The sequence below is a fragment of the Coleofasciculus sp. FACHB-542 genome (assembly GCF_014695825.1).
Taxonomy (GTDB): Bacteria; Cyanobacteriota; Cyanobacteriia; order Cyanobacteriales; family FACHB-T130; genus FACHB-T130.
The window spans coordinates 96,719-118,342 of record NZ_JACJPB010000052.1 but is presented as its reverse complement, the minus strand read 5'-3'; the positions used below and the strand labels follow the sequence as shown (position 1 = coordinate 118,342).

Genomic DNA, 21,624 nt, shown 5'->3' with positions numbered 1-21,624 from the left:
GCAGATTATTGGTGAAATAGTATCAGCAAGATTAGTTCGGCTGGATGGAACTAGCAACAGGATATCCCGGTTATTTCAAATTATCCGGGACAGTTTCAGGCACAACCCAGGAGTAAATAGTATGCTGGCGACCGGGGCTACTTTCTACCTGCACTACTTTCTCAGGTTTCCATTCACCCATGTCGTAGTTGTGCGAAACAATGCGAGTGCCTGGTTTAAGTTCCTTGAGGAGCTTCGGTCGCAGCCGCAAGTTCACCTCAGGAAGCAGGTACAGCGTTACCACCGTGGCATCGCTGAGGTCAGTGGCGAATAAATCTTGTTGTAAAAACCGCACGCGATCGCTTACACCCGCTTTTTGGGCATTTTCTCGACTTTCTTGAACCAGTTGCGGATTGATATCTACACCAGTTCCGCGAGTGCCAAATTGTTTTGCAGCAGTAATCACGATTCGTCCATCGCCACTGCCGAGGTCGTAGAGTACATCGTTCCCTTTTACCTGCCCCTGTTTAAGCATTTCGGCGACGACGACTTCGGGGGTTGGTACAAAGGGCACATCCGCTGGCTGTTGTTGGGTTTGAACGTCGGTTGCGGGTGCTTCGACTTGAACACTCGGTGCGGTCGGTGCGGTGGGCGCTTGGGCTTGAAGATCGGGTTGAGTTTGTGCATCAAACTGGCGTTGTTGGGTGCAGCCTGCGAACAAGAAGCTACCCGCACTCAAACTAGCAACCAGCAACAGCTTAATTTGTTGTAATTGCATTGCATCTTCTCCTTTTGAGTTGTTAACGTTTTGTTCAAATTTGCCGACGACGAGATAACAGCAATAGCGGTGCGCCAGCGATCGCGACAGCCACTCCGACAAGCGCCCCAACCCCTGTATAGGCAACGCTGGAGTAGAGTAAATAAGCACAGATTGCACAAAAAAGTAGGGGCGTTAGAGGATAGAGAGGGACGCGGAAGGGTCGCACTACTTGCGGTTCTCGAACTCGTAACACTAACAGCGAGATACCCGATAGCAGGAAGAAGAACCAGAACACCGGCGCAGTGTAGTCCACCATCGTTTTAAAGCCTTCGCGGGTGAGAGTTCCCAGAAACACGAGGGCTAACGCGATCGCACCCTGCACTAGCAAGGCATTGGCTGGCGTACTGGCGCGATGGTGCCAGCGTCCGAGGAAGCTGAACAAGGAAAAATCTTGTCCGAGGGCGTAATTGGTACGTGCGCCGGTGAAAATCGTGGCGTTGATCGCCCCTAAGGTGGAAATGGCAATCAGGAAGCTGATAAACCAAGCACCGGGTTCGCCAACTGCACGACGCATCAAATCCGCTGCTACGGCTTCTGAGGCTGCCATGTTCGCCAATCCTAAACCGTGGATGTACGCGAAGTTTATCGCTAAGTAAATTGTCGTGATGATGCCGATACTCACTAGCAGCGATCGCACCATGTTTCGATTGACGTTGCGTAACTCGGCTGAGATATAAGCCGCTTCATTCCAGCCGCCATAGGACAACAGCACGAAAAGCATTGCCATCCCAAAGTTTGTTTGGGATGTTGCCGGTGCAGCAGGCACCTCCGGGAGACTGGGAACGGCAAAGGCTAAACCCCCAATTACCACCAACAGCAAGCCACCCACTTTGGCGACTGTTAGCCAATTCTGCGCCCACTTTCCTTGCTGAACGCCGATGATATTTAAACCTGTCAACAGGGCGATCGCAATCCCTGCGTAAAGTGAGGATGAATAATTCCCAAGGCGCAGTAATTGCGAGGCATAGTCTCCGAATACGAACGCCAACAGGGCAATCGAACCTGTTTGAATCACCGTCATTCGCGCCCAAGCAAAAAAGAAGGCGATGTTTTTGCCGAAAGCACGCATCAAGTAAAAGTAATTGCCCCCAGCGTGAGGATATGCCGTTGCCAATTCTGCGTAGCACAATGCGCCGACTAAGGACATCCCGCCACCCAGAATCCACAGGGAAAGTGCAACCACTTCACTCCCAGAAGCAGCGGCGACTAGAGAGGGCGTCTCGAAAATCCCGGCACCAATCACGATGCCAACAATTAGGGCGATCGCGTCTACGAAAGCCAGCGCTGGCTTGGGTGCTGCTGTTTTGCTTACCGCGAAGACTTGATTTGGGAGACTGTCGTTTACCCGTCTGCTCATTCTGGCACCTTCACCGTTGCGATCGTAATTTCTTTGAGTTGCGATGTGAAAAGATTAAAGCAAAGTCGGTTTACAATCCGGAGAAAGTGTAACCAACTCCGATTAATAATCCCACCTCTGTTTCATCAACAAAACCGACATTCACGCCAGCGGTTGCGGTGAATTGGGATGATAATGGAACATCGACCCCGCCCGTAATCAGTGCGCCAATAGTGCTATCGTCACCCGTTGAAATCGCCACTCCGCCTCCAATATAAGGGGCTACACGGTATCTGATTTGTTCCACTCCTTGAGAGGGGAAATCGTAAGTAAGTGGAACCAGAAAAACTGTATTATCGCCAAATAAAGCAGCGGGTCGCACAGAAAAATTCCGAGTGAGTCCAATTTTGCTAATGACTGCAAAGGCACCTTCACTCAAAGTTGTATCGCCACCCAACCCAATGTTGCCTGCAACCCCGATATAACTTGGGCCAGAGCGAGTAGCTCTACCAGGTATTACATCCACTTGAGCGATTTCCGGCGCTGTGGTTTCAGTCGTCGCTGCTTCTGGGAGTTGAGGTGTTGAAGGTTCAACAGTCAAAGCCGACGCAGACGTTTTCACCCTTTTGTCTACAATCTGCTCTGGGTTTACCGCATCTGAGGTTGCGATCGCTGTTTTCTCAGGAATTTCCTGCTTTGTCTCGCTAGAAAGGTTAGATGGAGATTGATTCGCCTCGGCTGATGCAGTGGCAGTTGGCAATTTTATTTCTGAAAAATCTTGCTCTTGAATTGTTGATTCTGTCAGTACCTTTACAACAGAATCAGGTGAACCTGAATTCGCTACATTCACTTGTTCTTGTACAAAGAAAGTTGTAACTTGGTCAGATTGAATTGGAGTCTTATTTGATTCAGAATTATGATTAGTTACCCTGGCAAACGCATCTGTCTTAGGGGTGAAGTCGTCAGTTTCAGCTTGAGCTGATAAACCACTACAAACAACAGCCAGAGCGGCAAGGCAGAGTAGAGAAGAAGTACCTCTGAACAACATCGGATTTACACTAACTCCATGAAAAAAAGTGTTGAAAACAAACTAAAGAAAAATGATTTAGGAGTGATAACCTTCTGCTCCTGCTATCTTCAGTGTTGGCAACGAATGTGACTAGAAAGTGACAGTGGGAGCATCCCGTATTTGCAAATCCCCCACAGACTGGAAGTCTGGGGCTACACAAACAAAGCCTGCCTCCGCAGGCTGAATTGATTCCGCGCAGGCGGACTTGGTTGAATAGAAGCGAAGCAACTTATGTCCCCTCTTCTTCTTGAAGGGGGGTAAGGGGGGTTGGCGTAGCCGCGATTTCCAATCGCCAGGTTATTTTTGCTACTGGAGTGGCAGCTCAATTTGAAAAGTTGATCCTTGACCGACTACACTGGTGACGTCGATCCCACCTCCATGAGCTTTGACGATTTGCTCAGCGATCGCTAATCCCAAACCAAAACCCCCTGTAGTGCGAGAGCGATCGCGATTCACCCGATAAAACCGTTCAAAAATATGCGGCAAATCAGTCGCCGCAATCCCCATCCCAGTGTCTGAAACTTGAATAATAGCCAAATGCGATCGCGTAAACAATCGCAGTTGAACTTCACCGCCCTCCAGGGTATATTTGCAAGCATTACTCAGTAGGTTCATCACCGCCAGACGGAGCAACTCTGGATCGGCCTTCACCTCCAAGCTCTCAGTCGGCAGATTACTAACAAAATTTAGATTTTTGGTGGCTGCTTGCGTTGCATAATTCTCTGCTAGCTCCTGTAGCAAAAGAGTTAGATTAATCTTTCTCAAAGATTCAGGAGATAATGACCCATCATTCCGAGCCAAAAACAGCAGATTACTCACCAGCGAATTCATTGACTTAGCAACATTCACAATCTTGTCTAGCCGAAGCCGTTGCTGTGAACGATCGTCAGACAGCAACCCGACTTGTGCATTGCTAAGAATCGCCGCCAATGGTGTCCGCAATTCATGGGAAGCATCTGCGGTGAAGCGATGCAGTTGCTCGTAAGCATGACGAATCGGTTGCATCGCTAGCCCCCCCAAAAACCACCCAGTCAGGCTAATTACCCCCAAGGTGACTGGCACCAAGAGCGTCAGAACCAGCCGCAACTCAGACAAAGCCTCTTGAGTGGATGTCAGGGAAGTCGCAACCTGGAGATAACCAATTAATACACTTTTCTCGTAGACAGGCAGCGTTACCTGACGCAGCCAACGTGCAGAGCCATTGGCAGTTTTGATGGTTTGAAATCCATCTGTCACCGTTAGCTTCTCTGGAGGAAGCGTACCAAAAAATTGCACCAATTGACCTTTGGCATCGTACCAACGCCCATACGCCAGCCCACTATCCAACGGCTGTGGGTTATTTCCCAAAAGTGGCACATTGTCCAGCTCTACCTGCCATTGACCATTGCGACGCTCATAATTTACGCTCGCTGCCATTACCTTGGTTTGTTGGTAGAGTAATCGATCCAATGCTAAGAGCGCGTCTGCAACTTCTACGTAGTAGACGACTCCTGCAAAAATCACCAAAATACTTCCCATTGATAGGGTGAACCAGCGAGCCAGATTGCGACGGCTACGACCAAACATGGAAAAAAGCAAAGTTAAAAAGCGCCCCAAATTCGGGTGTATCTTTGCTTCCCCGAATCTTGGAGCAAGACAGGCAAAAAGCAAAAGAAAGATTTATTCTGTCATTTTGATTCATTTATATTTTGAATTTCTTCTCTTTTTACTTTTGACTTCCCGAAGGATTGAGGCGATATCCCATGCCATAGACTGTTTCAATCCAATCTGCCGCACCAACTAACTGCAAACGCTGCCGCAGCCTCCGGACAAGCGTAGTCACGGCATTACTCTCTGGTTCTGCACCCCACTCCCACAAGGCTTGTTCAATTTGATCGCGGGTTAAGACCTGATAAGGGTGGCGCAGGAAGTATTCTAATAGCTGAAACTCGCGGGCGGACAATTGGACAGTTGTCTGTCCCCGTTCAACAGTCAAGCTATTCAAGTGCAGTTGTAAATCTTCTATGCGAAGGATATCTCCCTGCCATAGAGGCGATCGCCTTCCCAATGCCCGCACCCGCGCCAAGAGTTCGATAATATCAGTCGGTTTAACCAGATAATCATCGGCACCGGCATCCAAACTTGTAACTTTATCCACAGTCGTGTCTTTGGCAGTCAGCATCAGCACCGGCGAGGTTTTCCCTGCTTGTCGATACTGGCGACAAAGGCTCAACCCGCTGACTGTCGGCAACATCCAGTCCAAAATTAACAAGTCATAGTCTTTTTGGGAGATCAGCCATTGGGCAGTTTCCCCATCCTCTATGCCATCGACAATATGTCCGGCTTGCAACAATGCTGCGTTTAGTGGCTCTAATTGTTCGGGGTCGTCTTCTACCAGTAAAATTCTCATAAGACGCTTGAGTGAAACCTCTTTTCCGGAGAATCGTCGATCGCGCTGCTCATATATCTTGCTGTTCATAGTAGAGAAGCCTAAAGCGATCGCACGTCTTCCACCAGTCAGTTTTTTATCGAGTGCCCCAGAAAATCAAGGGGCAAAAGCGAATCTTCTCTTTTTTTATCTTTTAAATTTTGACTTTTGATGTCGAATTTGATTGTTTTTTCCCTTAAACTCAATTTGCTTTAAAGCTAAAATTCCTCACCGCTCCCTATGTCCTCTCCCCGCTGGTTACAAACATTGCATTCTTTAGGGCTAGAATTTTGGTTTCCTCTACCCCTGCTGGGAATTATTTTTTGGATTGGGGGTGGACTGGTAACAGACCAAGCATTAAGTCGCTCCTACGATACAGTTGATAAGCTTCAAGCTGATACACAGTTAGAAGTGCAACTTTCAGTCACCTTGTTAGTCATCAAAGCAGAAATTGACAAAGAGCAGGGATTTACCAAAGTACAGGTCAAAACGACAGATTCGACACTCAAAAAGTTAGAATTTGAGTTTCCAGTAACAGAATTCAGTCAGGTGGAAGCTGCGATCGCGCAAGAGTTAGGACTGTCTGTTGAAAATGTTAGGACGCTAGTGCGTTACCAATTGAAAAACCGCTCCTTATAGACAGTTACTCTCACTCAATCCGAACTCTCTGAACCCTCTACTTCCGGTTCTATTTCCCCGCTCAGAACAAACCTGCGCTTACAATCTGAGCGATGCTAGCAGATGGAAAAGTAAAGAATTAACAATACTCAGTGCCAATGAGCCAAGCAAAGCACTCCAAAAACCCCACCGTAACCGAAATCCTGTCACTAACCAAGCAGCTAAACCGAAAATAACTGCATTTAAGAGGATGTTTTAAAAGTCTTCTTGCCCGACTTTGACTACCTCAACTACTGAGGATATACTACGACGAAATGAGGGTTTGAGACTACGGAGTCCCCTACTAAGGTAGCTTTCAGAACCCAAGTTAACCCTTTTAAAACATCCTCTAAGACAAACAGGAATAAACCAAATGACAAAAGAATGAATGGAAAGGTAAAAAACCCTAAGATGGGTTTTAAGAGAGCATTCAAAATTCCAAAAACTGCTGCGGAAATTGCGGCTTTTCCAAAAGTGTCAATTTCTACGCCAATCGGCAGCCGGGAAATAATTAAAAAACTGATAGTAGTGACTAACCAGGTGATGAGGATTCCAACCATAACCAAAACTCCTTATCATCAATCGTTTTGTTACAGGGTCGGGCAAGTTTCCATCTTCAGGGTCATCAATAAATGTGACCAGAAAGTGACAGTAACCTTGGAATTCAGAATTAGCTGAATAACCAGCCTTGGAAACCAGAAAATCTCGCCGGGAAAAACCGAATTAATTGGGTTCTCCATTCCGGGAGTCCCGAACCCAATCCAAACCGTCGCGAAGAAAAACTCCTTTTTATCTTCCCCCGCTTGCGCTTGAAGTGAGAGAGTTTTAAGTAAATTTTTGTAATTGAGACGATTTGAATTTTTTGCCGGAGAAGATTCGTTTGGCGGTGGGAATTCAGGGGAGCGGTGGGTGAGCAGTGAGCTTGCGATCGCATCCTCAACTCTGGTAAACCTGGAAATCTCGCTTGTAGAGCCACTTTTTTCTACAGAACATCCGGAGGTTTTTCCGCCGTTTACATTGCTCTTGCGATCGCTATTTAAAGATTTCTGCGAGCGCACATCTCAACCCAAGTGGTTGAAAGCATTACGCAAATTACCGCTCCAGCTTGCGATCGCGGTCATCTCCTGCGAATTTACCTGTCAAACTGATTGATGCTGAGTCATTGCGAGGAACGGTTCGGTAATATTCTAGATACCGCTGATTCGTCCAGTTAAATTGGCAATTACTGCAATTAATTCAGCAGGTTGAACGGGTTTGGCAATATGGGATTGAAAGCCTGCTAAAAGCGCAGCCGTGCGGTCTTGAGTTCTAGCATAGGCGGTCAGGGCGATCGCGGAAATTCTGCCTTTATTGTTTGACTCCAAAGCTCTGACGCGACGCAACAAAGCATAACCGTCTTCATCTGGCATCCCAATATCACTGATTAATATATCCATCGGTGGTGAAGATTGGGTCAGTGCTGAGATTGCTTCGTCTGCTGAAGCGGCGGCGATGACTTCTGCCCCACAAACTTCCAGCGTGTAGGCGAGCAAATCCCGCATATCCGGGTCATCATCCACGATCAGTATCTTCAATCCCTCTAGTTGAGAGGAGCAGTCAAATGGGACACTGTCTCCCACGGTTGGATGCACCCGTTCTGGTTCAATCGCTGTTGGCCCAACGGCAAGCAGGGGTAGTTTCACGGTAAATGTTGCACCTTGTCCTTCTCCAGGGCTTTGAGCATGCACCGTTCCGCCATGCAGTTCTACCAATTGGCGAACGATCGCTAAACCCAGCCCCAATCCGCCAAAGGAACGAGTGATGGAACCATCTGCCTGACGAAAGCGCTCAAAGACGTAGGGGAGGAATTCTGCACTGATGCCTTGACCCGTATCTGCCACCACAATCTCAATATGAGAATTAATCCGTTGCAGACCAATCTGAACCCGCCCCTGTTTCGGTGTGAACTTGATCGCATTGCTGAGCAAATTCCAGACAATCTGTTGTAATCGCTCGGAGTCTCCTAAAACAGGGCCTGCTGCTGGATCGAGCACCGACTGCAAGCGAATGTTCTTGGCATCAGCGGCAGGACGCACCGTATCGATTGCTGCCTGAATCGCGGGCAATAGGTCAACTGTTTGCACATTGAGGCGAATCTTGCCTGTAATGATGCGGGAAATATCCAGGAGATCGTCAACCAACTGTGCCTGGGATCTGGCATTGCGCTCTATCGTTTCCAGCGCCCGATGCATCTTGGCTGCGTCTACCTTGCTAGTTCTCAGGATATTAGACCAGCCAAGGATGGCATTGAGAGGGGTTCGCAGTTCGTGGGATACGGTAGATAGAAATTCATCCTTCAATCGATTCAGCTTCTCAGCTTCTACTCGTGCTTTCTGTTCCTGCACCAGAAGTTTAGCTCGCTCTTCTTCCGCTCGTTGACGCTGCCGAATCTCTTTGGCTAATTCATCGATCTTCTTGTTCAGCAGGGTGAATCGGCTACTGGCAGATTCCTTGTTTTTCAAGCGTAAGAGAATAAGTGCCGGGGATTCAGGCGATCGCGGTCGGATGACCGCTCCTTCACAGCGACACAAGCAAGTCTCTCCATTGTTGGCATTGAAGGTTAATGAGCCAATCACCATTTCTCGACTGCTGGAACAAGCACGCAGATACTGTTTAACCTTATCAGCAGGATCGACGACCATCTCAAAGAGCATTTTCTCTTGCAGGAGCTGACGGGGTAGCCCCAGCATCTTGGAAAATGGCGGATTGGCAGCCAGAAGCTGACCATTTCCGGCAATTAGGAGCATGGGTTCGGGTAAAGGTCTAGCGAATTCGAGAAACTGTTCGGGCGTCACCCCTCGTTATCTCCCTCACTCTCTCCTTTGAAGTATTCTCTGCCGTGACTTTCTTCTGCCTCTGGGGTGGGTTTCAAATAAACAACCACACGGCATCCAGGCGCACCCATTGCGATCGTCTCTTGCAGTTCTACTTTGGCGTACCCCAGATTGTCCGCTGCAATGGAGCCAAAAACATTGGAGGTCATCATACACATAGCGGGGCGATCGATGACTTTTTCGGCAAACGGGCACGCCCGGTTCCCTAAGACAATCTTTTCATCCGTTTGTTCAATAATATAAAAGTCACCTTGGATTCGCTTCTTCAAATCTACCAAAACATCAGCAACTTGCTCTCGCGTTAGATGGGATACCTCTAGAGCCGCTTTATAGTCCCGGTCGATTTGCCTCCCCATGTTTTGACCCACGACACTAATAAACCCGGAGGCTTCCTCTAAGCCCACGACATCCTGTAATGTACCTGCCAACTCTCGAATTAAGGTACGTAAAAATATATCCCGCTCTAAAGGAATTTCGAGTCCCTTCATGGATGTTTCAGACTTAAGAGAACTATTCATAGCAATATCTCGTGAATGGGGATCGGCAGCCCTTACTCAAGGCTATAATGCCACCCGGCGAAGTGACACTTTAATACATCTAAAGATAGATGTCTATACTGATACTACATGGTCAGACGAGCGCTCTGTGGCGAGAGGGCGATCGCTCGTCAGCGAGTAATGGACTACTACCAATCTTCATCCTCATAACGGCTTGCGCTTCACAGGCGGCAAGTAAAATATAATTCAGCATAAGTATATACCGACCGTCCGGTGCAAGCGTTTTTTGTTAGATATTCAAAAGACGGGAATTGCTCGGTTTCATCACTCAATCTAGTCTACGAGGTGACAGAAAAGCACTAAAAGAAGAATGGCGATGAAAAAAGTAGCAGTATTTGGCAATGCTGGAGGCGGTAAATCAACTCTAAGCAAGAGACTATCCGAAATCACGGGTTTGCCACTTCACGTCTTGGACAAGATTCAATATCAAGTGGGGGGCACGCCAGTTCCCCATGAAGTCTATAAGCACGGCCATCAGCAAATTTTAGTTACTGACCGATGGATTATTGACGGTTTTGGTTGCAAGGAAACCGTCTGGCTGCGACTTGATGAAGCGGATACTTTGGTTTTTGTGGATCTACCAATCCATGTGCATTTTTGGTGGGTAACTAAACGAATGATCGCAGGTTTTTTTAAACCCCCTGAAGGCTGGCCTGAAAAAAGTCCAATATTAAAGAGTTCACTTAATAGCTACCGCGTACTTTGGTTATGCTACAAATATTTGACCCCCAAATATCGTGAGTATATCGAACAGGCGCAAAATACTAAAAGGGTTTATCACATCAGCTCTACCGAACAGATTTCGCAATTTTATGAATTGATTGGAAATGAGACCAACTTGGAAGATGGTACAGCTTAAGTATTATTAGACTGAAAGTTTCTGTCTAATACTCTCGCATCAGATTGATAGATTGACGAATTCCCGATCTCAGACCAAATCAGATGAATCGGTAGAAATATTCCGGATCGGATGCTAGTTCAGCGAGATAGACAGAAACTTCCTCTCAACCTAGCTTCGCTCCGCTTGGTTGGCTTCTTGCACATCTCAATCCAAGTGGTTGAAAGCAGCAAACAAATTACCGTTTCAGCTTGCGATCGCAGTCATCACCTGCGAATTAACTTTTCAAACCAATTGATGCTGAGGCTCTGCGAGGAACGGTTTGGGAATTGAGAGGCTATCACCTTTACTCCACAGAGCGCTCATTCCTTGGTTAGCAATGAGCTACTACCAATATTCGTCATCATAACGGCTAAGATGAACGGCGGTAAACAACTTCTACATTCCCCGCCAAGCTTTTTCGTTCTGCCCACTCTATCGTATTGTTAGCCCTCTTCGCTAATAACCAAACAGGAATAGCCCTCGAACATTTGTGTAGTTTTCTTCAAGATCGAAGAACGGCCTAAGCCTTCGATTAACAGTCTCAAACTCGCGTCGAACTGTTGCAGATTCCTTCTGACGAAGTTCTTGTGGTACGAGTAAGAATAGATAATGAGCATGTTCGCAGATATGGCATTTCCAAAAGTCGAGAATATCCATATTATTCATGGTTGTCTTGCCCCGTTCAACTTCTAGCAAAATGCCTGTGTTAAGTGTTTCACCTAAGGATAAGTAGTAGTCAGGCCGTAAACCTGCGGTTAAATAATTATTGAATAATCCTCGTGCCTCACTACGAAATCCAAGCTTTTTAGTAGCGAACTCATTAAAGGTACTTTGTACCTTAGCACTACTTGCACCTGGTTGGTTGGCATTTTCTATTGCTTGTTGTACCTCATTCAAATTAAGATACATCAACAACTTTTCTGCAATTTCTACCACGTGCTGCTGTTCTTTGGCCGCCACGGTTTTTTGTACATGTTGCTTGAGTACGACTGACATGAACTACTCCAAGGATGGACGCTGAACAAAACATATATAGAAGTTAGGTTTTTAACACACAAGGCAGGTAAGGTTAAAGGGCACTAGCAGAAATGGCTAACTATAGCCCTGCAAACCAGGCTACAAAACGAAGAATATGGAACGACTTAAACCAAAGGTATGCCATAAAGTTCTATGAACACTTGTGAAATAACCAGTCTAGCCATTAACTTCACTGCTCTCTCCGCGTGAGGGGTTAGTAACCCCTCACTGTACCGATCCATCCGGCATAATGGCTCCCTGGAACTCTGCATCCGTCAGCACAGCACCTGTCAAATCAGCATCTCTCAAATTGGCCTTGCGTAAAATTGCTCCTGTAAGATCGGCGTAACTCAAGTCAGCTCCTCGCAAGTTGGCTTCGCTGAAATCGGTTGATTTCATTCCTTGTTGTGGCGTTCGATTTAAATGAGCGCGGCAAAGCTTTGCACCATTTAGATTTGCCCGATACAAAACAGCTCCACTCAAATTGGCGTAGCACAGGTCTGCATCGCTGAAAATCGCATGACTCAGATCCGTCGCTTGGTCGGACGTAGAATGCAAATTGGCGTCAAACAAATTGGCACGAAATAATCTGGCGCGGACTAAATTCGCACCTCCTAAGGTTGCTTTACTCAAGTTCGCTCGCTCCAGATTGGCGTAACTCAGCTCGGCACCACTCAAGTCTGCCTCTCGTAGAATGGCTCGCTCCAAATCAGCTTCGCTCAAATCAGTTCCGCACAAGAGCGCTTCGCTGAGGTCTGCCTCCCGGAAGCTGGCTCGGCTAAAGTCCGTTTTACCCAATCGCGCTTGCCGTAAATCTGCTTGATTGAAGTTCACACCATGAAGGTGAGCATTCTGCAAATCAACCTCTCGCAGGTTGACCCTTTGAAAGCTTCTTTTCCCTTCGGCATACCGATTCAGGATCTCTTCAATAGTCATCTCTGTTGCCTTTAAGTGTTGCAACTGTAGGGGGTTCTCTTGAAAAGAGGTTCGCTCAGCCATCACCGTTCAAGCTAGGTATTATTCCCCAGTCTCATTATAGAAACGCAGTTTGAGGAACTTGTCAGGAAATGCGATCGCTAAAAGAGATCCCGCTACAAGCAGGTACGCACCCGATTCGATCTCAACACGTTCCGGTTAACTCCGCCATCACCTCAGCGACAGACATAATTCGGTCTGCGCGTCCGGCGTATGCTCCGAAAAAGATTAAGCCGTTCTCTATATCTCTATCCGCTGCCTTGGCGAGTGCCTGAATGATGCAATAGGTTTTTCGGCTCACCCGACACAGGCAGCTTTCTAAACACTTAGCCATGCATTGTCGTTCTAAATCTGGGGATGCAGCGGCAGCGATGCTTCTTCTAATTGATGGATGGCAGCCAATGCTGATGGTGTAAGAAATGTCATCGGATAGTCACCAAAACGTCACATTCGCTGAGTAGGCTGATAGTAAGAACTGCAAAGTTCTACTCCTCACACCATAAAATACAGCCCTCTTGTTCAACAGCAAGAGGGCTTTTTCTTTAATGACAGCAGTTCCAGATCGTCGCCAAGAAATTGTCATCACAATTTCTTGAATAAATCTTTGGGTGAAAATTGCGATCGCAAGAATAACTGCGTAATGTAACAAGTGTTTCCTTGCCGCCAAACTCCGATACCCGTCTCGGCGTATTCGGCTTGCAAAATATTTGCACGATGTCCGGGACTATTCATCCATCCCTCAACAGCTAACGGTACGGGTTGGGGAGCATTCACACTTTTAAACAAATTCTCCCCAACCATCCAGTAGGAGATTCCCCCCGCACGAACCCGTTTAGTCAAAGTGCTGCCATCTGGACTATCGTGGCTGAAGAAGTTCTCACGAGCCATCTTCTGACTGTAATTGCGAGCAACCCGTGCTAATTTTTCGTTGTTTTGAAGTGGATTTAAGCCATTCTTTTGGCGGACTTCATTGATCCGCTGACGGACAGAAGCTTCCATTTGGGCACTGGTGGGGGATTGAGCGGCGCTGTTAGGCAATTTCGGCGCTTCGGGTACATCCTGTCCAGGCAATTGCCGCAATAACTCTGCGGCAGGTTCGCACCCCACCAATCCTAGAGCCATCGGTATCCAGAATATCCAAGCTATCCTTGGTCGTCGCTGACGCCTGATGGTTGCCTTTAAATTTTGCGCGGGTATGCTTCTGCTGGTTGCTGTTTTAGTTTGTTGAATTTGAATCAATCGAAAAATCCTTTTGTGATTCATCGCTGCTGGCATCAGCCATCATGTTGAGCTAGTATTCTCAGCTTAGCGAGAACCGAGATGGCTGTGCTGGACGACAATCGGCACATTTGACTTTGTTTGCGCTCGCTGTCACTTTCTAGTCACATTTGTTACTAACACTAAAGAAAACAGAATCTATGCAAGAAACTAATCTCCTTTGGTTTTTTGTCTGCAAAAGATAGACTTCTTGCCTCTAAAGGAGCCAACAAAATGACAGCAACAGCGAAAGAGAAATCAGTGGGAAATCAGTGGCATCATCTACCTGTGGGAGAAGTTGCTCAGAATTTAGACAGCAACATAGAAACAGGTTTGACATCCGCTGAAGTAGCAAAGCGACAGGAACGTTTTGGAGCGAACGAACTCAAGGGTAAAGCCGGAAAAAGTCCCTTAGTGCGCTTTCTCCAGCAATTTAATCAACCGCTCCTGTATATCTTGTTAATTGCTGGTGCAGTCAAGGCATTTCTAGGGGAATGGGTGAATGCGTGGGTAATTTGGGGCGTGACGCTAATTAACGCCATTATCGGATTTGTCCAAGAATCAAAAGCCGAAAGCGCGATTGCTGCCTTAGCTTCTTCTGTCCAAACAGATGCAAATGTACTGCGCGAGGGTCAAAAAGTACAAGTTCCTTCGACTGAGTTAGTACCGGGCGATCTCGTACTCCTCACTTCTGGAGACAAAGTACCCGCCGATTTGCGACTGGTGAAGGTGCGTAACTTGCAAGTGAACGAATCTGCACTCACCGGCGAGTCGGTTGCAGTACAAAAAGAGGCGGAAACAGAAGCCCCGCTTTTGCACCTAGACGCACCCTTGGCGGAGCGAACCAATATGGCTTATGCTGGCAGCTTCGTGACCTTTGGTACTGCCAGCGGCGTTGTGGTGGCAATTGGGGAGGCGACTGAAACCGGGCGAATCTCCCAGTTAATGGATCGGGGAAGCAGCCTGACAACCCCCTTAACTCGCAAATTTGACAAATTCAGTCGAAAGTTGCTGTACGTCATTCTAGGAGTCGCCGCGCTGACGTTTGCAGTGGGATGGGGGTACGGCAATTCCTGGGTAAAAATGTTTGAAGCTGCCGTAGCCTTAGCAGTGAGTGCGATTCCCGAAGGATTACCCGCCGTTGTGACGGTGACGTTGGCGATTGGCGTTTCCCGCATGGCTCGTCGTCATGCTATTGTCCGCAAGTTGCCAGCCGTTGAAACTCTGGGTGGTGCCACAGTCATTTGTTCTGACAAAACCGGCACCTTGACTGAAAACCAGATGACGGTACAAGCCATTTATGCCAGAGGTCAGCACTATACAGCCAGCGGTAGCGGCTACAATCCGGCAGGGGAAATCCTGTTAGAAGAAAAGCCGATTAACCTGAACAATTTCCCCGTTCTTCTAGAGTGTTTAAAAGCCGGATTGTTATGCAATGACTCCCATCTAGAAGTCAAGGACGAGCAATGGGTTGTGATTGGCGATCCGACAGAGGGAGCTTTAATTGCTGTTGCCAATAAAGTGGGATTAAAGCAGTCAAACTTAGAGCGAGAAATGCCTAGGTTGGATGTTATTCCGTTTGAGTCTGAATTTCAGTACATGGCAACGTTGCATGAAGGTAAAAGCGATGGGGACGGGCGGGGAAACCCCGGTACGACGATTTACGTGAAGGGTTCGGTGGAGGCAATTCTCCAGCGCTGTCAGCAGATGCTAGATGCTGATGGGAGTTTAATCCCTGTGGATGGAGAAACGGTGCATCGGGAAGTCGATGCAATGGCAGAACAAGGGCTACGGGTGTTGGCCTTGGCGAAGAAGCCCGTGTCAGCCGAGCAACAATCAGTAGATCATGGTGATATTGCAAAGAATCTGATTTTCATCGGATTGCAGGGCATGATCGATCCGCCGCGAAAAGAAGCGATCGCTGCCGTGCAAGCCTGTCAAGAAGCGGGGATTCAAGTCAAGATGATTACGGGCGATCATGCTGTCACCGCAGCTGCGATCGCTTCTCGCATGGAATTGAAAAGGCATGGGGAAGTTCTGGCCTTTACCGGGCAAGAACTTGCTCAAATGAATGAACAAGAACTGGCGACGGCGGTAGAAGATGGAGTCGTATTTGCCCGCGTCGCACCGGAACAAAAACTCCGTCTTGTTGAAGCTTTACAACTTAAAGGCGAAGTTGTCGCGATGACGGGGGATGGGGTTAACGATGCGCCTGCACTCAAGCAAGCAGATATTGGGATTGCAATGGGAGGTGCGGGGACTGAGGTGGCAAAAGAAGCCGCCGATATGATTTTGACCGATGATAACTTTGCCTCAATAGAAGCGGCTGTTGAGGAAGGTCGTACCGTTTACCGAAATCTCCTGAAAGCGATCGCCTTCATTCTCCCCGTTAATGGTGGCGAATCGATGACGATTTTGATTAGCGTGTTACTCGCTAGAGAATTGCCCATCTTATCTTTACAAGTTCTCTGGCTAAATATGGTTAATTCCATTGCAATGACCGTCCCCTTAGCCTTTGAGCCTAAATCTCAGCAGGTGATGCAACAGCCTCCACGCAACCCGAATGGACCCTTGCTTTCTGGCAGTCTGTTAAAGCGGATCTTAGTAATTTCTGCTTTTAACTGGATTGTAATTTTTGGCGTATTTGAATGGATGAAACAAACAACCGGGAATATTGAGTTAGCCCGCACAATGGCAATCCAGGCTTTAGTGGTCGGGAGAATCTTTTATCTTTTAAGCATTAGCCACTTTGGAAATGCTGTCATCGCCAAAATTCGTGGCATCGGACGCATTCGCAATTCCCCAGCCCTGGCAATTGGGATTGTCTGCACTGTGCTTTTGCAAGTAATCTTCAGTCAGTGGAGCCTAATGAATGGCTTATTCTCCACAACACCACTGAACTTAAATCAATGGCTCATTTGCCTGTTGGTGGGGTTGCCAATGATTGCAGTAGCCGCCTTCGTCAATCGCTTTGATCCACAACACTAATCCCATTTTAGATTTTGAGTTGTAGAAGACTTGCGGTTATCGCATCTGTTGTCAGTAGCTATCCGATTCTGGCTGCAAGGCTGAAGACATAGCTTGTTGTTTAAGCGTGTAGACCCGTCCAAATTCTGTGCTTCTGGTTGCTGATTCCAAACAATCCAAACTTACTTACAGTTTCTATGCAGCTTAACGTGTTCTTGAAGATACATTTTGTCAGCACTCAGCGCTTTGGATTTCACTGGAAAATAGGGCTGTCAGGATGGAGTCTCCTCGCCCATGCGGGTACTGACTCTTTTGATGCGATCGCGCACCGTTATCCTCGGTTAAGTGGAGAGAAGGGGAGAGAACTGCCGATCCAAGTATGCGAGCGCCTCTTGCCCCTACATCATCCTCAATATTGCGTTTTGTAATACTTTTATGGCTCTTTTCCAGATCAAATCCTAAAATGCTATCATCGCAAATGAGAGTTGATTCGGTTGCAAGGTTTTGTTTTTATTGACTGGCTTTTTCGTCTTGGTCTTAACAGACTCCTCTCCGAAATCTAAATCTCCACGTTCCTATGATTTTGGAGTCGATCTATGTCTATTTATGTAGGTAATTTGTCTTACGACGTTACCGAAGCCGATTTAACCGGCGTTTTTGCAGAATATGGTTCTGTAAAGCGGGTTCAGCTACCCACTGACCGCGAAACAGGTCGTCCGCGCGGCTTTGGTTTTGTGGAAATGTCTACCGAGGCTGAAGAAACAGCTGCCATTGAAGCCCTGGATGGTGCTGAATGGATGGGTCGTGACATGAAAGTGAATAAAGCCAAGCCCCGCGAAGACAGAAGTTCGTCCGATGGTGGCGGTCGCAGAAACAACAGTTTCTCTCGTCGCTACTAAAACATAAAGAAGAAGCCCCCATTTCTGGGGGCTTTTTTATTGGTCGCTGGAGTGCGATCGCGCTCCCTTCGCGCCCCCTTCGCACTCCAGACAGGTGGAGAGTTTAAGGTCTGGGGGGATTACCACACTGCGGGCTAGGATTATTTAAACATAGCCAAATTCCTGGCATGAGGTCGGTGTTGTTGTTGTTCATAGTACTTGTGGTTGAAGGACTAGCTGCGGGGCTAGCTTCAGGACTGGCTTCAGGACTAGCTTCAGGACTGGCTTCAGGGCTAGCTTCGGGACTGGCTTCGGGACTGGCTTCAGGACTGGCTTCGGGACTATCTTCGGGGCTGGCTGGCGCATCTTGAGCGAATAACTCTTGGCTACTCACAGTTAAATCAGCTTGCTCGGAGCCACTACCAGCATTGGAGTGATTATTAGGACTATTAATTAGTGCAGTAGCTGGAAAACTCAGCAAAATTCCAGCACTCACAACCAACATCATGCCAACTCGCGTTTTAATTTGAGTTTTAAGATCTTTATTCATCGGTATCTACTTGGTTTCTCCTAAAATCGGGATGCACTTGATTAAAACTCATTCCTCTGTAATCGTCTTCCTACTTCCGATAGAAGTAGAAGTAAAGTATACTCAATGCTTAAGTAGTGGGCACTCCTTAATAAGATTTGACGAGAGCTAAACCACCAAAATTAGTATTTGTTGTTTTTTTTGCTGCTAAAGTCAAGCTAAAATTATTATTTTTCAACGAGCAGTATTGGGGCAGTCCCTACGTAAAAAAAATTCTTTTTCGAGAGTTGGTATCGCGGTTTTCGCTAAGTGTGCGCTCCACATTGAACCTCAAACCCCACTCGGCTTTCGGAGAGAAGCCGGAGGGAGTTTAAACTGTACTGCATCCAAACGAAAATTGCTATATAGTTTTCTATGCAAGTAGGGAATCAGAAAGTTACGTAGAAGCGAGAAAATATTTAAAAGTAGATTAACTGGATTTCGGTATCGTTGATAACAAATTGCCAAAACAAATTGCCAAAGCGAGCTGTCATGATGAGCATAGCGATGAATGCACTCTTCTGAAAGCAAGTAGAGATTAATCCATTGCTGCTAGCACCGCCTTGGGTGCTAATTTATCTTTAAACCAAACAATTCTTGCCGGTACATCGTTCAATTTAACACCGGCTTTCTCCAAATTTAGGCGCTCAGAAATCGCTAAAATTAAGTTCTCGCATTCAGCGCGACGCACCTGGGAAAACTTCTTTTGCAAGTATTCGGGACGCCAGTAGCCGACAATTTCGAGTAAGAACGTGCGACCATCAGGATGCACTAAGCGAAAGTCAGGAATCATGACACTGCCTGGAATGGGGATAAGGTCAACTTCTCTTTCTAATACCCATTCACTTTTCAGCGCGTCCCAGCGGTCGGCAAAAGACGCCTCTAACATACTGTCATAAGGCTTGCCAGGTGGATAGTGGGACACCAAACCACATTCAGAATTCAGCGTAAAGCGTCCGGTTTTCCAGTTGCCAGTGAAGGCATCGCGGTTTTGCAGCGTGGCGCTGAGACTCCATTTAGTGACGTGGAGTAAAGCTGGGAGGAGTTTAGCGATCGCTAACCCATAGCGCGTACTCGGCTTAAATAAACTGGTAGGGCCATCCACTGTTATCGTGAAGCCATGATCCGCATCGCCTTCAATATATGCCATCAATTGAAATAATTTGAGATAGCGGAATAACAGCTTATATTCGCCCGGAACGTTGCGGTGAGCATTCAGGGTAATTTGACTCGCACGATAGAAGACACCCTGCACCTGGGATAAATTGTAGCGGTGCAACAAATTTTCGGGCGTGGGAGTGTCAAACTGGGTGAGGATGCGATTCTCGGCTAAATCTGCGTAAAGTCCCATGCGAATTTGACTTGCCAGCACTTCTCGATCGAATTCCTGGCTGAGTTTGTCAGCTAATAAGCTTAGTGTCTGCGCCGACGCTTGGGGGCTGGGAACAGATTGAGCCGCCAGCGCAAAGACTCGTTCCCGCAATTCTTGCGGTTCCAAGGGACTGACGATTTCAAACGTACACAAACTGCTTTTGAGAATGTGGGCAAGTCCTCGCTTCAGGCGATAATCTGGACTATCGCCTTCTAATTCCAGCAACTGGCGATCGAGTTCTCCCTGCGTACAACCAAGCGCTTCCTGAAAACAGGTAATCAGATCGGATGCAATCTCTAGATGCTTATCATCTATATTTAAGCGCTTTGGGACTATTGTTTCGCCATTTTGACGGTGGATTAAAAGGTCGGTAGGTAACATTTGGATTTAGATAATTGCTAATTGCTAATTGCTAATCGCTAATGGGTGGTTCATCCTCCTCTCCCCATCTTGCCGGTGACTCCGCTGCTCGCTTAGCGACATTAGAATTTACCCCATAAATCGGTTTCGACGGCAAAATCTCCAATTGTTTACCTTTCTTCTCCTCTCTTTCTTCGCGTTCTCTGCGCCTTGGCGGTTCGTTTTTCTTATCTCCCCGCCGCCGCTGGGACGTACCTTCCTCACTCGTATTTTCCGCCACTACCTCATAGAGAATAGCGCGTTTATTTTTATCCTGACTTTTCCGCAAAACCCGTCCCATCCGCTGAATAAACTCACGCTGGGAACCCGTGCCCGATAAGATAATTGCGATGCTAGCGGCGGGGACATCCACCCCTTCATTCAGGACGTGGGAAGCGATCAGAGTTTTGTATTCTCCCTCCCGAAACCGAGTTAATATCTCGTGGCGTTCCTTCACCGGCGTTTGATGGGTAATCGCTGGGATTAAGAAATCTTGGGAAATCCGATAAACAGTCGCGTTATCAGCCGTAAAAATCAGAATTCGTTCTGGGTGGTGTTCGGCAATCAAATTGGCGAGAATTCGCAGTTTGCCGTCTGTACCCAAGGCGATATCTTTCGCTTCCCGGTGGGCTAGCATCGCCCGGCGTCCCGCTGGCGAACCGGCACTTCTCATCACAAACTGCTGCCAGCCTTGTATGCTGCCGAGAGAAATATTGGACTCTCGCAAAAAGTTGTTGCGGAGTTGAATTAACTCGTTGTAGCGATCGCGCTCTAGTTGCGATAACTTGACTTTAATCTGGACGATCTCATGCTCAGCGAGTGCCGAACCCGAAAGTTCCTCTGCCGTTTTGCGGTAAACTTCGGAACCAATGAGAAGATTTAGATCGGCGTGTTTGCCGTCAGAACGCTCTGGAGTGGCACTAAGTCCGAGTCGGTAGGGCGCGATCGCATATTCGGCAATCACCCGATTAAAATCAGTCGGTAAGTGGTGACACTCATCAAACACGAGCATGGCATAGCGATTGCCCAAGTTTTCGGCATGAATTGCCGCACTGTCGTAAGTGGCAACCAGAATTGCTGTTCTATCCCGCGAACCCCCTCCCAGCAACCCCACCTCTGCATCCGGAAAAGCCGCCGTCAAGTGAGCATACCACTGGTGCATCAAATCCAGTGTCGGCACCACAATTAACGTACTGCGCGGCGTCGCCTGCATCGCCAATTGAGCCAGATACGTCTTCCCAGCCGCTGTAGGCAGCACCACCACTCCCTGACGTCCCGCTTGCTTCCAAGCCATCAGCGCCTCGGTTTGATGCGGGTAGGGTTCCATTTCCATGCTGGCGACGAGTTCCAGCGCTTGAAAACCCTTCGCCTCATCGATAAAATTTGTTTCTTCCGCTTGTAGTGCTTCTACCAGTTGACGATAGTGCATCGCCGGAATGCGGAACTTTTCCACGCGATCGTCCCAAGTCGCATATTCCACCCAAGCTTTGCCCCTAGGAGGCGGATGCAATATTAAAGTGCCACGATCAAAAGATAAAGTAGGGCTACGAGCCATTATTTTTTTAAATTCTTAATCCCCCGATAATTTTAGGAGACTTAATGCACAATGCGAT

The 21,624-nt window shown here is 47.5% G+C and carries 21 protein-coding genes and 1 pseudogene; 6 read left to right on the top strand and 16 right to left on the bottom strand.

All coding sequences use genetic code 11. The annotated features are described in order from the left end of the window. Positions 1 to 70: 70 nt before the first annotated feature. The 5 genes from H6F52_RS21650 to rppA all read right to left on the bottom strand — a co-directional run bounded on the left by H6F52_RS21650 (position 71) and on the right by rppA (position 5,593). Positions 71 to 757 (bottom strand): class I SAM-dependent methyltransferase, encoded by a 687-nt coding sequence (locus H6F52_RS21650; RefSeq protein ID WP_190430570.1) that lies wholly within the window; start codon positions 755 to 757, stop codon positions 71 to 73. Between the two features lie 34 nt (positions 758 to 791). After that, complete coding sequence (locus H6F52_RS21645) at positions 792 to 2,156, bottom strand: amino acid permease (protein ID WP_190536717.1); 1,365 nt, start codon at positions 2,154 to 2,156, stop codon at positions 792 to 794. Between the two features lie 70 nt (positions 2,157 to 2,226). Next, a complete protein-coding gene (locus H6F52_RS26545; RefSeq protein WP_347276245.1) occupies positions 2,227 to 2,805 on the bottom strand; it encodes a hypothetical protein in 579 nt (192 codons plus the stop codon). 705 nt (positions 2,806 to 3,510) lie between these two features. Next, entirely contained in the window at positions 3,511 to 4,770 is a 1,260-nt protein-coding gene (locus tag H6F52_RS21635) for an ATP-binding protein (protein ID WP_190536716.1), read from the bottom strand. Positions 4,771 to 4,909: 139 nt separating this feature from the next. Beyond that, positions 4,910 to 5,593, bottom strand: coding sequence for a two-component system response regulator RppA (gene rppA / locus H6F52_RS21630; protein WP_190536760.1), 684 nt, complete (start codon positions 5,591 to 5,593; stop codon positions 4,910 to 4,912). A 258-nt stretch (positions 5,594 to 5,851) separates the two neighbouring features. Between rppA and H6F52_RS21625 the strand changes: the two genes are divergently transcribed. Further along, entirely contained in the window at positions 5,852 to 6,250 is a 399-nt protein-coding gene (locus H6F52_RS21625) for a hypothetical protein (RefSeq protein ID WP_190536715.1), read from the top strand. A gap of 78 nt (positions 6,251 to 6,328) precedes the next feature. On the opposite strand, the pseudogene H6F52_RS26235 reads toward H6F52_RS21625, so the two are convergent. Then, a pseudogene (locus tag H6F52_RS26235) lies at positions 6,329 to 6,481 on the bottom strand (phage holin family protein); the annotation flags it as partial. A 38-nt stretch (positions 6,482 to 6,519) separates the two neighbouring features. Continuing rightward, positions 6,520 to 6,828, bottom strand: coding sequence for a phage holin family protein (locus tag H6F52_RS26230; protein WP_190536714.1), 309 nt, complete (start codon positions 6,826 to 6,828; stop codon positions 6,520 to 6,522). A 349-nt stretch (positions 6,829 to 7,177) separates the two neighbouring features. Between H6F52_RS26230 and H6F52_RS21610 the strand changes: the two genes are divergently transcribed. Beyond that, positions 7,178 to 7,420 carry a hypothetical protein gene (locus H6F52_RS21610; protein WP_190536763.1) on the top strand — a complete coding sequence of 81 codons (243 nt, stop codon included), beginning with the start codon at positions 7,178 to 7,180 and terminating at the stop codon, positions 7,418 to 7,420. A 35-nt stretch (positions 7,421 to 7,455) separates the two neighbouring features. Here H6F52_RS21610 and H6F52_RS21605 read toward each other — a convergent pair whose 3' ends face one another. Then, complete coding sequence (locus H6F52_RS21605; RefSeq protein WP_190434791.1) at positions 7,456 to 9,102, bottom strand: ATP-binding protein; 1,647 nt, start codon at positions 9,100 to 9,102, stop codon at positions 7,456 to 7,458. Then, positions 9,099 to 9,659, bottom strand: a complete 561-nt coding sequence (locus H6F52_RS21600) for a methanogen output domain 1-containing protein (protein ID WP_190430577.1) — start codon at positions 9,657 to 9,659, stop codon at positions 9,099 to 9,101. Before H6F52_RS21600 ends, H6F52_RS21605 begins: the two co-directional genes overlap by 4 nt. Positions 9,660 to 10,014: 355 nt before the next feature. On the opposite strand from H6F52_RS21600, the gene H6F52_RS21595 reads away from it, so the two are divergent. Then, the gene (locus tag H6F52_RS21595; protein WP_190536713.1) at positions 10,015 to 10,557 is read left to right on the top strand and encodes an adenylate kinase; all 543 of its coding nucleotides are present in this window, start codon (positions 10,015 to 10,017) and stop codon (positions 10,555 to 10,557) included. 477 nt (positions 10,558 to 11,034) lie between these two features. Here the strand turns inward: H6F52_RS21595 and H6F52_RS21590 are convergent, their stop codons facing one another. From H6F52_RS21590 to H6F52_RS21575, 4 genes are all read right to left on the bottom strand, one after another. Next, positions 11,035 to 11,574 carry a hypothetical protein gene (locus tag H6F52_RS21590; RefSeq protein WP_190434800.1) on the bottom strand — a complete coding sequence of 180 codons (540 nt, stop codon included), beginning with the start codon at positions 11,572 to 11,574 and terminating at the stop codon, positions 11,035 to 11,037. Positions 11,575 to 11,820: 246 nt separating this feature from the next. Further along, positions 11,821 to 12,531 carry a pentapeptide repeat-containing protein gene (locus H6F52_RS21585; RefSeq protein ID WP_190536712.1) on the bottom strand — a complete coding sequence of 237 codons (711 nt, stop codon included), beginning with the start codon at positions 12,529 to 12,531 and terminating at the stop codon, positions 11,821 to 11,823. Positions 12,532 to 12,715: 184 nt separating this feature from the next. Then, on the bottom strand, positions 12,716 to 12,904 hold the full coding sequence (locus H6F52_RS21580; protein ID WP_190416070.1) for a hypothetical protein: 189 nt from the start codon (positions 12,902 to 12,904) through the stop codon (positions 12,716 to 12,718). 248 nt (positions 12,905 to 13,152) lie between these two features. Then, the gene (locus tag H6F52_RS21575) at positions 13,153 to 13,809 is read right to left on the bottom strand and encodes a CAP domain-containing protein (protein ID WP_242029188.1); all 657 of its coding nucleotides are present in this window, start codon (positions 13,807 to 13,809) and stop codon (positions 13,153 to 13,155) included. Positions 13,810 to 14,061: 252 nt separating this feature from the next. Here H6F52_RS21575 and H6F52_RS21570 point away from each other — a divergent pair, with 252 nt between their 5' ends. From H6F52_RS21570 to H6F52_RS21560, 3 genes are all read left to right on the top strand, one after another. Further along, positions 14,062 to 16,815: a cation-transporting P-type ATPase gene (locus H6F52_RS21570; RefSeq protein WP_190536711.1), complete on the top strand. Its 2,754-nt coding sequence runs from the start codon at positions 14,062 to 14,064 to the stop codon at positions 16,813 to 16,815. Between the two features lie 176 nt (positions 16,816 to 16,991). After that, complete coding sequence (locus H6F52_RS21565; protein WP_190416072.1) at positions 16,992 to 17,222, top strand: hypothetical protein; 231 nt, start codon at positions 16,992 to 16,994, stop codon at positions 17,220 to 17,222. A 168-nt stretch (positions 17,223 to 17,390) separates the two neighbouring features. Beyond that, positions 17,391 to 17,693: an RNA-binding protein gene (locus tag H6F52_RS21560; RefSeq protein WP_190416073.1), complete on the top strand. Its 303-nt coding sequence runs from the start codon at positions 17,391 to 17,393 to the stop codon at positions 17,691 to 17,693. Between the two features lie 103 nt (positions 17,694 to 17,796). Here the strand turns inward: H6F52_RS21560 and H6F52_RS21555 are convergent, their stop codons facing one another. From H6F52_RS21555 to H6F52_RS21545, 3 genes are all read right to left on the bottom strand, one after another. Further along, positions 17,797 to 18,222, bottom strand: a complete 426-nt coding sequence (locus H6F52_RS21555) for a hypothetical protein (protein WP_190536710.1) — start codon at positions 18,220 to 18,222, stop codon at positions 17,797 to 17,799. Positions 18,223 to 18,778: 556 nt separating this feature from the next. Beyond that, complete coding sequence (locus H6F52_RS21550; protein ID WP_190536709.1) at positions 18,779 to 19,993, bottom strand: DUF790 family protein; 1,215 nt, start codon at positions 19,991 to 19,993, stop codon at positions 18,779 to 18,781. 31 nt (positions 19,994 to 20,024) lie between these two features. Continuing rightward, complete coding sequence (locus tag H6F52_RS21545; RefSeq protein ID WP_190536708.1) at positions 20,025 to 21,566, bottom strand: DEAD/DEAH box helicase family protein; 1,542 nt, start codon at positions 21,564 to 21,566, stop codon at positions 20,025 to 20,027. Positions 21,567 to 21,624 lie beyond the last annotated feature (58 nt).